Here is a 14,774-nt window from a genome sequence, read left to right as displayed (position 1 = left end):
TGGAAGCAGATGAAATATTATTGGCGAGATTTTCAAGTCATGACAGCTGATAAAATAGAGCAATGGGTGGAGAGAGTATCAAACCAATTCGGAAAAGAATACATGTTTACTTTTTAATGACAGCTTACTAAAACAATAGTAATCTTTTTCTGAAGAATAAACCTGTGTACAAGAAACTAAAATAAATAACAAAATAAAGAAAATTCTCATAATTCTTTTAACCTTTTTTCAGCAAATAATTTCGCAGCATTCGCCGCATAACCATAACGCTTTCGACTCACTATCTGCCCACCTTCTTTTTTAGTACCAAATGGAAAGGTTGTCGTTTTAGTCATTTCAAGAAAACGCATATATCCTTTTTTTGCTTCGTTTAAATTTTTAATTTTTCCCTTTTTTTTACCTAGTGGATCATTCCATAGTCCCCAACCAAAGCTTTCACCACTTTTATTCTGCGCAATAGAACTTTCCTCAAAACTCAAATATGAGTCCAACGTGGCTATTATTTTTTTATTAAGATATCCACATTCTTTAATATTGAAAGCGGAAATAGCTCTTTTTAAGTAGTTCTCTCTATCATCGAAACCATTATATCCCCCATTAATTAAAGAGCATGTGGCTATCAAATCATTATTTAGTGCATAAGGAGTTAAGCCACCTGATTTAGAATGAAGCCAATACCACACCGCCGAACCTACCGCATGTTTTTTCTCCTTAGCAATACGTACTTTATTGGCTCCTAGAAAGTTCTCATTAATAGCTTTACCATATCCCTCATAATTTGATTTATAGGTAATTTGCATTAGGCCCCTACCTTTATATCCATCATAAACCTCACTTTCCGACTTTCCTCCTAGCCCTTCCTCCATAAGTCTATAACCCGCAGTTTCATGTAATGTATGTGCGATAAAATGTGCTTTTTCTAAACACCTATTCATACTTAATTTTTTAAATTGTTGATTCAAATCATTTAAAAAACTTAATGCAGTCGAAGTATTTGTAATCTTCTTAAATTCTTCTACAGTGATATCTCTATTACAAGCACACTCTGCGTTATCTATTCTTTTATTTATGGTTGGCTTATCCTGATTAGTGTTACCTTTAACGACATCCACATCCAAAACCAATTTAACATTATTTTGTTTTAAGCTTTTTACTAAATAAGTTTCTGGGCTTAAAGGAGAGCCATCTGGCTTAAATACAGTAATCTGAATTTTCTCACCAATCCTGCTTTGAACAGGAATTTTTCCATTGGATATAGAAAGAATTTTTTTAGTTTGAGTACCTAACGCAACAATTTCCACTTTGGTATTTTCAACCACATAATCTTGATGATTACGATCCAAAAGACTTATGAATGTCTTACTTATAAAATTTTCATAAGGCTCATCTAATTTAATTATGATCGGTGTTTGAGAGCCATTTTCTGAGTTAATAGTACTTTTCAGTACAAATTTATCTTCCAAATTCAAAACTAGAATTTCTATGTCCCGATTGGGTGAAGAAAGTACTTCTACAATTCCTTGCTCATCTGTCGTACGTTCAAATGAACTTTGTCTTCCTTTGGGACGAGATTTCACAGGGAAATTAATTAAAACTTTCTCATTACAATCTATGACTTTAAATAAAGTTGTGACAATTCCTTTTGAGCTAGGTGTAATTTTTTCTTTCCGATATTCTTCTATGCTTTTAGGTAAAAATACTTTTAGAGGATTGTTTCTAGAAGAAACAAGAGATGAGTTAAGCGTTTTAATCACAATATAATCTTTAGCATTAGGAGGCTTTGCCAAAATTTCTACAGTTCGATTAGGCGAACCTTGAAATATAAATAATCCCTCTTTATCTGTTTTTTTTGAATTTTCTCTTGATGAACCTTTATAACGCGATTTAACGTTTAAATTGATAACATATTTCCCAGAGGCATCATAAATTTTTGAGATTACTGTAACTAAATTACTCATTACTTAACCTCCTCTTCAGCATATACATCGTCCTCAGAGTTAATCTCCGTGACCTCATCCATTAGTTCATCTATATTGTCAAGATTCGATTCTTGGATCAGTTGTGTATATAAAGACGCGAAGCCTAAAGCAACAAAGTCTGTCGGTTGAGAGGTATAAAAGCGTAACGTACTCAATTGATTATTTTCATTTAATATAGATTTATTAGTTTTAATGAGCTTTCCATTCAATTTATCTAAAACAAAGATTTCTTTTTCTCCTGTAGAGGGCTGATTCCACTGATAATTAATTTTATTACTGAATAACGTTGGTGACTTAGGCAAGCTTATTTTTTCTTCAATAATCTTCTCCCCACCCTCAAAACAATGCTGTCCTGCTTTCGCCTCAAATTTAGCTGAAGTACTCACAAAAACACCTTTTGAATTAATTTTGATTTGTGAACCACCTGCCGTTAGCACAATTTCTTTTGGACTGGTAATTTCCACCCGATCTTCCGTAGAAATCAGCTTGATTTTCTGGCGTGCAATTGCATCTATAGCACCATCTTGTGCCTGAATTTCGACTTTACCCTTGGCTGCAAAAGCACGTATACCTTGCTCCGCTGCAAATAAACTGATTTTATCGCGTGCATGTGTAATCACAGATTTTTGGGTAGAAACATTAATACTGCCTGCGGCACTTTGATGAATATGTTGATCTGCAGAAAGGTGTAAATCTTGCTGAGTTGAAACTGCAATTGAGTTGGGCGCACAAAGAATCATAACCGCCTGCTTAAAACTTGCCGCTTTAGTTTGATCTTCTAGTTCAATTTGATTTAAAAATTCTTTGAGATGCTCCAGTGTTTCCAAAGGATCTGTTTGCTGATTTTGTGCCAACTCACTTAAGCCTTTGCTTGCCGCTAAACTGGACTCCAATTGCCTTTTGGCAGGACTCGCATCTAAATGATACGCTTGTGCCTGTGCTTGTGGATGAGTTGAAAGCAGTAAGCCTGCACCTGCACGCACAGCTCCCCACCGATCAGTTCTTAATTCAAAGCCTTCGCCGCGCCCAATTGAATCCTCCTGCCGCATTGGATGGCTCAAATATCCTAAATTCAACTGACTCGCAGCATGACTACTCTGCAATTGCGCACTGAATTGTTTGGTGGTGTCATTGAAGCGAAGTTGGTTAAACCCTGCACCACGTATTTCTTGTGAACGAATCCCGCTCAAGTATTTGGTATCGGGTAGAGTTCCAACTGTATCGAATTGTGTCTGTTGTCGTTCTGCCTCATGTAAACGTCCAACCACAAAAGGACGATCAATATTGCCATCAAAGAAATCCACCACCACAATTTCACCAATACGTGGGTGAAATCTTGCACCATAACCCTCACCTGCCCACGGTGTGAGTACATCCACCCACGCCGAATCGCTCTCATTGTCGTTGGCACCCGCACCACCATCATGCAAGTGGTCATCACTTCGGGTAAATAAAAACCGAACTTTAATACGCCCCCACGCATCTACATGCACGGTTTCATCCTCAGGTCCAACCACTTTAGCGCGCTGTGGATAAGCCACGGGACGATGCAGTAATGGATTAAACTCTGGAACGAGCGCAATATGTCGTCGAATCAAATTCAATTGACAAAATTGTTGAGGATCACCCTCCAACGGTAACTGAAATGTCCACTGACTTTGTTGCAGCAGACTCAAAAAATGCTGTTGTAATTCAGGTGCTAAATTGTTTTGGTTATAAAACTGTTTGGACAGTATTAAAAACTCTCGTTCAGTTTGGGGATGTTGATCAATTTCAGCATGCCCGTGTAATTCAAACCAATACCCCACTTGCGCATCACGTAAATTACTTTGCGCGGAAAAATATTTTGCCTGCAAATCATAATACTGAGCCAATTGTTGTCCCAATTGTTCTAATTGTTCTAATTGTTCGGTACTTGCAGCTGTCACCTGATCTTGCCCAGTTAAGTCTTGCATCCACGCAGGACTCACGCACCACGCCTGTTCTAAACTTAAAGCTTCACTATTTTGTGTGCTACTTTGTAAGGGCGATGTGAACTGTACTGAATTTTGGTCCTGTGCCAAAAGATCGGGTTGCCAGCGTTGTAACTGTACTTCAGTGGGTTGCAGGTTACGCTGTGCCATCCAAGTGTAAATGCTATCCCGCTGCTCGATTGCACTTGTACGCTGAAATGCCACTCGTCTACGTTTTAAGGGCTGATAATGACTATTCTGCTCAATCAGTCTTAATTTTTGTGTATCCATAGGCGTTAAAAAATACTCAACCCAAGGTTGTTTTTCATCCACCAACCAATTGATGCCTTCGCTACGCCACAAACGGGTTAAAAACTCATAATCGCTTTCGTTGGATTGTATGATGAGAGGTCGAACTGCATAACGCTGACTGAGACCACTTAAATCTAAACTTAAACTTGCAGCAAATAATGCACTGCGGTCTTGCCATTCTTTAAACAGAATTTCACTCACCTCCACCACAGTTTTATTCATAAATACCCGACTGTTGCGGCGTTTATGCCACAAAGCCGTTGCATCCTGAATCTGCAATTTATAGAGACTGAGCGCGCCATCACTTTGCCCTTGCGCTGCTGCAGTAATAATGCCGCTATGTCGAAATAATTCGCCTTGATCGGTGAGTTGATCTACAGCCACCCGACTGCCAATAAATTGTTTCAACGGCAAATTTGCATGCGGTGAGAGGCATAAGACATCCATCTGCAAACCTTGGTTGATGGCATGCTGACCATAAACGCACTGCAAAAAGACCTGATGATTTAAGGCTGAATTAGAAAACTGGATATGAATTGTGCGGTGTTGAGGGCTTAAGCCAAATTTTTCTAATACAGCAAAGAGTGAACTTTGCATTGTTATTATCGTTGCGATTTTTATAGTGGCGCTATTCTAATCAGCAACTTGGCAATTATCTAGAGCGTAAAATGGATAAAGCGATAAACGGAATTTGCAGTTAAGACCATCTCCATCGCCAATTTTGATAATCCTCAATCCCTCTATTGATGAAAAATCAACAAACATGACACATTGCGTTACTCTGCAGTCAAGACAATCTTCAATCGCTATGCTACAACTGAGTTATGCCGTCAAAAAAGGAGAGGTGAAGAAATTTATTGTTTTTTATCAAAACCTTTTTTCAATTTTATTTTTAAAGATTCAATTTCTACATAAAAGGGTCATCATTAAGCTTTAGCATAATAAAGGCATGAAAATGCCTAACATATATAACTGCTATTCGGGAGCGAACATGAATAACAGCCAAAATTATGTCAAACAAATTAAAAATGCTAAACGTGGAGGATACACGCCTACCATCGCTAAAGACATTAACAAACATAAGATTCAAAAAGCCATCCGCCTAATTGAACAATGGAGAACGCTCGCAAATGAACTCAAACCACAAATGCAACTTGATATGGCCTTTACCTTAGAAGAATGTGCACAGGATTTAGATCGCATCTTAAGAAATAAATAATCGCTTTTCACACTTCATTTCAAGTTATTTTCTTCAATGAGCCCACCCGCTGGGCTCATTTCATACAAAACCTTCTATGTGATTTCCTCGTTTGTAACGCGCCAAAATACTGTGTACAAAATCTTCAAAAACTCTATGCCCTGCATTAAACGGTTACTTTTTGGCTTGCGCACACGTAAAAATTCTGTAAAATTCTCTACACAACGCCGGCATAGCTCAGTTGGTAGAGCAACTGACTTGTAATCAGTAGGTCCACAGTTCGAATCCGTGTGCCGGCACCATATTAAACCTCATAAGTTTTTAATTTATGAGGTTTTTTGTTTCTATAAACGTATATTTTTATCTTCCTCATGCTGCTCGAATCTCCAATTTATTTAGGGCTTCGATGTATCTGCAAAACTTCAATTGCAATACAAGATTGTGACTTTTCACTTGTTAAATGTATTTTATGATTTAGAATGCTGTACACATATTTCAGATCGTATTTTTATATTGATGGTCTATTTTGTTGATGTTTCATCCATATAGACTGACATTTAAAAATATTTTTGTGAATTAAAATAAAAATTTAAAATTATAAGTCTTAGAAAATTGAGTATTAAAACAATGCTTCTCTAAAATTTTCCAGTTTAAGGAAGACCTCATGGCTCAAAGCTTTGCAACGCATCATTCCATGACCAATCATGGTGGAATCATCCTTGCCAACCAAATGCGTGTTTCTCAAATGGGAAATTTATTTTTAGTGGCGGGTGATGGACATTTCTGCCCTAAGTGCCAGCGTTGGTCCACGATTATAAAAAGTCACGATCATATTCTTTTTGATGATAAAGCCGTGGCTTATGTCGGAGATCAATTGACGTGTGGCGCAAAAATTTTACCGAAGCAGTTTCATGTGGTGGGTAGGATTTAAAGCTAAGCATGGACAACTAAACACCGAAAAATCCCATCATCTAACAGCTCATTACAATAGATTAAGCTTTTTCCGCACTCACCTGCACATATTTAATCCAGCCATCTGCATAGAGCTTGGCACATAAACGTGCGGTCATGGCAATTTTAAACCAGTCTGCATCTCGCGTTTGAATTTGATGCTTGAGATGCTGATGCACATAATCAGCAAAACCCGCCAAAACCTGTGCCGACAAATCTTCCACCTGAATCTGTTTAAATTCAAACTGTGCCAAGACCGCTCGAAGCTGACTTTCGGACATTAGATCTTTAAAACTGACATCGGCAGATTTTAATAAGGCACGATATTGCAGCTGTTTGAACGCATGCGTTGGCGCTTGTTCTGCCCAAATTAAATAATGAAAGCCCAAACGTCCATTTGAATTCAAAACCGCACTGACCTGACTTAAAAATGAATTCAAATGACTGTGATATGCCGCATCAATACAGAACACCACATCAAAACGTGGTTGTGGAAAAAGTGCTTTTAAATTTAAAAATGAAGCAGCGTGAATTTTAATATTTGAATTTAAATGTTGTCGAATCGACTGCACATGATGATCTTGTAGCTCAACAGCTTCAAGTCGTTGTATTTGATAGTGTTCCAACCAATATTTAAGACTGGCACCTTGCCCACAGCCTAAATCCAGTACAACATCTTTTGAATTTAAATGCACTGCTGCGGCCAAATGCGCTGCTAAATTTTGACATGCAGCGGGATAATCAGATCCCACTGCATCTGACCAATAACCTAAATTGCTCCACGGCAGTGCGGAAGTATCTCCCAAATATGCCGCTTGAATGGCATATTTATGTTTTGGAAAATGCTGTCGTATCGCCTGTTGCCATTTCATACTGACTCAGTCTAATTCAAAAAAGAGGGGCTGTTGATAATTCATCTATGTTTGCGACAACGCATATTTTTTAGCTGATATAAGGCATGAGGCAGGAAATTTAGTCATTCTAAATGACTGACTCATAACGCAATAGCAGCAAAAAATATGCTTGTTCCCTTGCGCAGCAAACAAAGCAGTGCTTTGTTTTTGCTCATGTGGCTAAAACTTTCTCAGATTGCGTTATGAAACTTGGCAATAGTCTCGCTATTCCCTGCGTTTCATGCCTGATCTGCTCAGTTTTAGCCTACAGCACAAACCATTTATGAAATATCAACAGACCCTAAACTTAATAACCTAATTGCGGCGCAACCTCAACTTGTGGTTTTAAATCAATAAACGGTAATGGTGCACCAAAAATTTCTGCAATATGCATAGCGGAAGTCACTGCAGATTCTAAAATTGGTAAACCATCGCACGACCATGAACCGCAGAAGAACACTTTACGATTGTCTTGGTGATGGCGCTGCTGCAACTCTTTGTTTAATGCCACTGTCTTTGAATCCACCACAGCGCGGGTTAAAGTTACCGTTGAAATGATCTTTTTCGGATCAATTGGTGTAACTGGACGCCATGTTTGGAACACTGGCGATTTACCGACCAAAGTTGGTTCGATCGAGTTAAGCCATACCGTAAATTGCTGACGAGTAAATTTACGATCCATCATATAACTTAAAACAGACCAATCTTTACGTTTTGGCGGCATCACCGTTTGATCAGTGTGAATCACCAAATCACCCTGCTCGAATTTGAACTGTTTAAGCAATTCAATATCTTCTGCAAATTGTTGATTGTCCAAGAAGTCTTGGACTTTAGTGGTTGGTGTTGCAATCACCACACGGTCAAATGTTTGCGACTGACCCTCAGAATTTTCAACAATTACACCATCTTCTTGTTGATGAACACGAGTAATCGCTGCACCACTTTGAATATTAATACCTTCAATCAACTTATCAACCAATGCAGGCGTGCCACCTTGTAAACGCAATAATGCATCACCATCAGTCAATTGGCGTAAAAATACCAACAATGGTTTTGCTGGCCATTCACCAATGGTTTTAGGGTCACAAGTACAAATGGTGTAAAGCACTGGCATCACTGCACCATGCCAAAACACTTCTTCAATTTCGTTACGGTTGATAAATTCCGCAAGGGTAATGTCTTGGTTTTTAGATTTGAAAAATTTAGCGATGGCTGTTTTTAACTGCAACATGCCTTTTACCAAACGCCAGCCGTATTGTTGTATGCCTTTACGGTTGTTAATGATTGGGAAATTACCAATACGGGTACGGCTTGTGGTCAGCCAAGTTTCGGTACGATCTTCAAATAACCAACTGCACGCCATATAAGTACGCACAGGATAAGTTTTAATGCCTAAATGTGTGGCCAAGCTGAGGGTGTTTTTCCACAAATGTGGGTTCATGACCCGTAACGGCGCATCAATTAAACCATCCTCAAATTCGATGCTATGACTGTCCATTCCACGACCAGGCAGCGCCTCAAAAATTGTAATGTTATGCCCTGCATCTTTAAGAATTCTTGCGGTAGCCAGTCCAGCCATACCACTACCGATCACTGCGATATCCAAACCGATCATCCATCTTTTTACATACTTTATGAAATTATGAACCATGCCTAAGGAAAATGAGCTATTAAAAACTACCAGATTGTGTACTTTTCACAGAGAAACAACACAAAGTACATTGGCAATATGATTACATTTTTTAACAATCAGAAAGTGCTTAAATAAGCCTTAGAATTTATTTATATTATTTCTTTAATACTATAAATAGTGTTCTAAACCATGTAGATAAATTCACCAATTTTATAATTTTCGTTTTACAAATAAATCTCTAAACGCTATGATACCAAGCACAAAAATGATAACTACATCACATATAATTATCATAAGGAATATGATCAATCCGCTAAAACTAGAAATTTGACAGCGCCAGAACAACAAAAGCCTCGGTCGGGACATCGACATGAGGCTTTTTTCTTGGCTAAGATTTTTTAAAGCTTAACCCGCTTGATGTTGAATCGGAATTTCACCAAACTTGCCTTGATTAAAATCTTCAAAAGCTTGAATGATTTCCTGCTTGGTATTCATGACAAATGGACCATAGCCTTGAATGGGTTCATTTAATGGCTTGCCTGTCAGCACTAAAAATTGCGTATCTTGCAGTGCTTCAAGCTGAATTAACGCTTCGCCATCTTGAGCAAATAACACCACTGAGTGATCTTGCACAAGTTGACTGCCATTGACCCGCACTTCACCTGCCAACACCACCAATAAAGTATTGTGATCTACCGGCACATGCAGCGCTTGGGTCTGTGCAGCTTTCAATTGTCCATCCCAAACATTGACAGGGCTAAAGGTGCTGGCAGGCCCAGATTGCTCTGCGTACTGACCTGCAATAATGCGTAAATGCCCCGCCTGATTTTCAAACTCAATTTTCGGAATATTTTGAGATTCAATGGCTTGATAACGTGGCGATGTCATTTTGTCTGCGGCAGGCAAATTCACCCAAAGCTGCACCATTTCAAACAATCCGCCTTGTGCTGCATAGTCTTTGGAGTGAAATTCCTCATGCACCACACCCGCACCTGCTGTCATCCACTGCACATCGCCTGTTTTGATGGTGCCACCACCACCTGCCGAATCTTTATGCGTCACTTCGCCCCGATAGGCAAGCGTCACCGTTTCAAAACCGCGATGTGGATGCGAACCAACACCATGTTGTGCGGTAGTCGCATCAAAATGATACGGCGCTGCATAATCCAAGAGTAAAAATGGACTGATCGCCTGCCCTAAACGGTCATAAGAAAATAGATTTTTGACTGGAAAACCATCGCCCACCCAATGCATGTTTTGGTTGCGATATAAACCGATTATTTTTTTCATGTGTTACACCTATTGCTAGGAGAATAGATGTTTTGATCTTAATCGCTCATCGCACCACAACCTAGTGCAAATTTGGCATACAGCATTGCAAGAATGGAATAATCTTGCTGAAACTTATACATGGTTAAACAAATCATGAGCATAAAAAATCCAGAAGCGAGGTTCTGGATTTTTAAAATTGAGTGCGATGATTCGATTAGATTTTACCCACCAAATCAATAGATGGTGCTAGGGTTGCATCGCCTTCTTTCCACTTGGCAGGGCAAACTTCGCTAGGGTGTGCATGCACATATTGCGCTGCTTTTACTTTACGCAACAACTCTTGCGCGTCACGACCAATACCGCCTGCATTGATTTCTACAATTTGGATTTTACCTTCAGGGTCAATCACGAAAGTACCACGATCTGCCAAACCTTCTGCTTCAATCAGCACCTCAAAGTTTTTAGACAATGTCCAAGTTGGGTCGCCAATCATTGGATATTGAATCTTTTTAATTTCTTCTGAGGTATCGTGCCATGCTTTATGGGTAAAGTGTGTGTCTGTAGATACTGAGTAAATTTCCACACCCATTTTTTGGAATTCAGCATATTGATCGGCTAAATCGGCAAGTTCAGTTGGGCAAACAAAGGTGAAATCTGCAGGGTAGAAAAACACCACTGACCATTTACCAATAAAGTCTTGCTCAGATACGTCAATAAATTGACCATTGTGGTAAGCGGTTGCGTTAAATGCTTTGACTTGGGTATTGATTAAACTCATGGATGACTCCTCAATTCGTTTCGGGGATTGCTTATCTTGTGTTGCTAGAATACGAAAATCTAAAGAATCGGTAAAACAGTACTTTTTTATAAAAATAATCGGATTTATGAATTATAAATCCTATCATAGTTTGAAATTTAATCGAGAAAATAGATATTTGCTAAATATCTGCATAAAAAACCCTTTGTCGAAACAAAGGGTTTGGATGATGATTTTCCATTTTGAATCAAATGGCTATCTCTAGTATGATTCAAAACGGCAAATCATCATCTAAATCTGCAGGTGCGGTTGCAGGCGCAGCTTGTGGCTTCGGTGCAAAACCACTTGGGTTATTGTTGGCATAGCCACCACCCTGATTTTGGTTAAAACCGCCTTGATTTTGATTCGCATAACCTGTGGCTGGAGCTTGGTTCTGATTGCCATAACCGCCTTGGTTATTGTTAAAACGTGGTTGAGCAAAGCCACCATCTTGCTGGTCAGATTGTCCACGGTTAGCAGAGTCGAGCATTTGCATTTGATCGCCACGAATTTCAGTGGTGTAACGCTCTTGACCATTTTGGTCTGTCCACTGACGCGTACGCAATGAACCTTCAATATATACTTTAGAACCTTTGCGTAAATATTGCTGTGCAATCTCGCCTAAACGGTTATGTAAAACAATGCGATGCCACTCTGTTTGCTCTTTACGCTCACCTGTGTTTTTGTCTGTCCAGACATCACTGGTTGCGATAGAAAATTGAGTGAGAGAACCACCATTTGGGAAAGTTTTTGTTTCAGGATCACGACCTAAAGTACCCACTAAAATGACTTTATTTACACCACGCATTAGACGTTTTCTTCCTATTTGTTTCTATTATTTACTTTATAAGAGTTATGCTTAAATGGCTACCTCTTTCCCAAACAAGTGCGTTAATTGTTGTCGCGCAGCATCATCAATTTGCTGTTTATCCACTTTCACATAAGCCACTTGCTGGTCAGACATCACCACGACCTCTTCAATACCACGAATTGCCAAAAGTTGAGAAGTCCATTCATCTGTTTCTCGGTTCTCAGGCAAACGCAACACCAAAGACGAAAGATAGCGCGGCTGCGCCAATCCAAAACTAACGAATAGCCAAATTATAGCAATCGCGGTCAAAATACTCCAACCCATTGCGGTGTGGTTGAGCATCAATAATTGTCCGCCAATCATCCCACCAAAGAATGCACCCAAAAACTGACTGCTGGCATTTACACCCATCGCGGTGGCTTTAGATTGAATTGGTGCAGCCTTTGACAACCACGAAGGTAATAAGGCTTCCATAACGTTAAAGGCAATAAAGAATAAACCCAAACCCAATAAAAGGATGTATTTCGATTCAAACCCGAAAATCAGCACCAACAGCCCTAAAATAATACCTGCAATCGCGGTCAGGAAAATGCCACGCATTTTGCGATATTTTTCTGCCAAAACAATACTTGGAAATGCCACGAACAGACTGACCAACAACAATGGCAAATATACCCAGCCGTGATGCTGCAAAGGAATATCGGCAAATTGGATTAATTGCGAAGGCACATAAATAAACATGGCAGTCAGCAATAAATGTAGGGTAAATACCGATACATGCAGACGGTTTAAATCGCCCATTTTCAGGACTTGCTTTAACTGAGTGATATAGCCTTGCTGAAAATTACGATGATGACGCGTGACTTTAGGCACCAATAACAACATGAGAATCGCTGCTAGTCCCATCACTGTGGTGACCCAAAATAACCCTGAAATACCAACCCAGCCCGTAAGCCATGGCCCTAAACTAAAGGCCACCACAAAGGACATACCGATACTCATCCCCATCACCGCCATGGCTTTCATGCGGTTTTCTTCGCGGGTCACATCGGCCAGTAATGCCATCACCACGGCAGATACTGCGCCACCACCTGCAATGGCACGACCAATAATCACGCCATAAATGGTGTCAGACATGGCTGCAATTGCACCACCCAAAGCAAACAGTAATAAGCCAAAAACCACCAATGGCTTACGGCTATAACGGTCTGCAATTAAGCTAAACGGAATTTGTAAAATGGCTTGGGTGAGTCCATAAACACCAACGGCAAGACCAATCAGTGCAGGAGTTGAGTATTGATATGACTGCCCTGCTACTGAAAATACAGGAATAATCATGAACAGACCCAACATGCGCAATGCAAAAATACTGCTTAAAGCAAAGGTCGAGCGGCGTTCTAAGGCATTCATCATATCAATCGACTAAAACTAAATAATTTTGAATTTGCAGATATCCTACAACATTCAGCTTAAGGATGCTGATTTTTCCCGATGTTTATTCAACAGACCCTACTTTTTCAATAAAAAAGGGCGCAACGTTGTGCACCCAAATTTATATTTTATACAGTCTTCATCACCGTATTGCTCTGTGATTTCGCGGCAATACAGCAACGGGCATCACCATAGCATTAACCCGCTTTTGCCTGACGTTTTTTAAATTGAATAGATGCAATCACCGCCCAAACAATAAAGGCAACACCAATTAAACCTGTCACCACTTCTGGCACATGCAAGCCTGTACCGCTGGCAATCATAATAAAGGCCAACGCACCAATCGCATAGTGCGCACCGTGTTCAAGGTAAATATAGGCATCCAACGTGCCTTTTTCGACTAAATAAATCGTCATCGAACGCACGAAAATTGCACCAATCGCCAAGCCTAACATGATGATCACCACATCAGAGGTGATTGCAAATGCACCAATGACACCATCAAAACTGAACGAGGCATCTAGCACTTCCAGATATAAAAAGCCCCCAATACCCGCTTTCACCACGCCTGTCGGTACGCCATTTTCGTCATGACGCACAGCATTGCCCTGTTCATCGACCTCTGGTTCACCGCCCAACATGTGACTCAGCACTTGTACGCCAATATAAATCACGATGCCCCAAATACCCGCCATCGTCACCACAAGGCGCTTATCTTCCACCACATTGGCCGCCATGATTAACAAAGTCACTAAGGCCAAAAATACCGACATGGCAGGCACGCTTGCCAGATTGCTCAAACGACGCTCAAACCATCTAAACCAGTGCGTGTCTTTTTCATCATCCAAGAAAAAGTTTAGGAAAACCATCAACAAGAATGCGCCACCAAAAGCAGCAATTTCAGGGTGATGTGCCATCAGTTTAGCCGAATATTGCTTCGGATCATTCAATGCCAGTTGCACCACTTCCATCATGCCCATATCGGCAGTGACCGCCACAATGACCACAGGGAAAATTAAACGCATACCAAAAACTGCAATGATAATCCCCACGGTTAAAAACAGCATTTTCCAGAAATGATCCCAACCGCGCAGCACTGACGCATTCACCACCGCGTTATCAAACGACAACGACACTTCCATAATCGCCAAAATTGCGGTGATGGTCAGTGCGGTGAGCATGGTCTGCACACCTGCTTCTGGGCCATGGGTATAGCCCCAATATGCAGATAGCGCAAGACACACTATCGAAAATACGATTGAGAAACCAAAATGTTTCATCATGACAAACGACCTATCGATATATTTTGATCTGAATTTTTTATCTGTCGAATCTGCACCACAAAAGCCAAGCATAGCTTTGGGTGAGCAACAACAAATCTAAAAATTCTGAAATTTGAATTGTCCAAATTTTAAATCGGACAAAAGCTGAGAATGTAAAATTTTATGCCGCAATTATGACGCTTTTTTCTCAACTTCGCCAAAATTCTTCGTATGATTTTTTTGTTGTGATGGATTTCGCCCCAACTGCGCTATTTCAATATTGA

Annotated in this window: 10 protein-coding genes, 1 tRNA gene and 2 pseudogenes; 4 read left to right on the top strand and 9 right to left on the bottom strand. The window is 39.9% G+C overall.

Translation table 11 applies throughout. The features are described 5' to 3' along the window. Window positions 1-117 (top strand): annotated as a pseudogene (locus FTT70_RS08835) (transposase); the annotation flags it as partial. Window positions 118-206: 89 nt separating this feature from the next. Here FTT70_RS08835 and FTT70_RS08830 read toward each other — a convergent pair. Beyond that, the gene (locus FTT70_RS08830; protein WP_180168533.1) at window positions 207-1,958 is read right to left on the bottom strand and encodes a glycoside hydrolase family 19 protein; all 1,752 of its coding nucleotides are present in this window, start codon (window positions 1,956-1,958) and stop codon (window positions 207-209) included. After that, a complete protein-coding gene (locus FTT70_RS08825; protein WP_180168532.1) occupies window positions 1,958-4,840 on the bottom strand; it encodes a type VI secretion system Vgr family protein in 2,883 nt (960 codons plus the stop codon). The genes FTT70_RS08830 and FTT70_RS08825 overlap by 1 nt, the downstream gene beginning before the upstream one ends. Before the next feature lie 394 nt (window positions 4,841-5,234). Here FTT70_RS08825 and FTT70_RS08820 point away from each other — a divergent pair, with 394 nt between their 5' ends. The 3 genes and pseudogenes from FTT70_RS08820 to FTT70_RS08810 form a co-directional block, all read left to right on the top strand. After that, a complete protein-coding gene (locus tag FTT70_RS08820) occupies window positions 5,235-5,462 on the top strand; it encodes a hypothetical protein (RefSeq protein WP_004970172.1) in 228 nt (75 codons plus the stop codon). Between the two features lie 205 nt (window positions 5,463-5,667). Then, window positions 5,668-5,743, top strand: a tRNA-Thr gene (locus FTT70_RS08815). 362 nt (window positions 5,744-6,105) lie between these two features. Then, window positions 6,106-6,363 (top strand): annotated as a pseudogene (locus FTT70_RS08810) (PAAR domain-containing protein); the annotation flags it as partial. A gap of 70 nt (window positions 6,364-6,433) precedes the next feature. Here FTT70_RS08810 and FTT70_RS08805 read toward each other — a convergent pair. The 7 genes from FTT70_RS08805 to FTT70_RS08775 form a co-directional block, all read right to left on the bottom strand. Next, complete coding sequence (locus FTT70_RS08805) at window positions 6,434-7,264, bottom strand: cyclopropane-fatty-acyl-phospholipid synthase family protein (protein ID WP_180168531.1); 831 nt, start codon at window positions 7,262-7,264, stop codon at window positions 6,434-6,436. 328 nt (window positions 7,265-7,592) lie between these two features. Further along, the gene (locus tag FTT70_RS08800; protein WP_004970183.1) at window positions 7,593-8,900 is read right to left on the bottom strand and encodes an FAD-dependent oxidoreductase; all 1,308 of its coding nucleotides are present in this window, start codon (window positions 8,898-8,900) and stop codon (window positions 7,593-7,595) included. Window positions 8,901-9,323: 423 nt separating this feature from the next. Further along, complete coding sequence (locus FTT70_RS08795; RefSeq protein WP_154321175.1) at window positions 9,324-10,208, bottom strand: pirin family protein; 885 nt, start codon at window positions 10,206-10,208, stop codon at window positions 9,324-9,326. Window positions 10,209-10,404: 196 nt separating this feature from the next. Then, window positions 10,405-10,968 carry an alkyl hydroperoxide reductase subunit C gene (gene ahpC, locus FTT70_RS08790; protein ID WP_004970191.1) on the bottom strand — a complete coding sequence of 188 codons (564 nt, stop codon included), beginning with the start codon at window positions 10,966-10,968 and terminating at the stop codon, window positions 10,405-10,407. A gap of 250 nt (window positions 10,969-11,218) precedes the next feature. After that, window positions 11,219-11,794, bottom strand: coding sequence for a single-stranded DNA-binding protein (gene ssb, locus FTT70_RS08785; protein ID WP_096902231.1), 576 nt, complete (start codon window positions 11,792-11,794; stop codon window positions 11,219-11,221). Window positions 11,795-11,845: 51 nt separating this feature from the next. Continuing rightward, window positions 11,846-13,210 (bottom strand): MFS transporter, encoded by a 1,365-nt coding sequence (locus FTT70_RS08780; protein ID WP_104852874.1) that lies wholly within the window; start codon window positions 13,208-13,210, stop codon window positions 11,846-11,848. 215 nt (window positions 13,211-13,425) lie between these two features. Beyond that, entirely contained in the window at window positions 13,426-14,511 is a 1,086-nt protein-coding gene (locus FTT70_RS08775; RefSeq protein WP_004970195.1) for a DUF475 domain-containing protein, read from the bottom strand. Between the last annotated feature and the right edge of the window lie 263 nt (window positions 14,512-14,774).

The sequence above is a fragment of the Acinetobacter sp. YH01003 genome (assembly GCF_013420525.1).
GTDB lineage: Bacteria > Pseudomonadota > Gammaproteobacteria > Pseudomonadales > Moraxellaceae > Acinetobacter > Acinetobacter towneri.
This window is presented reverse-complemented; position numbering and strand designations above follow the sequence as displayed.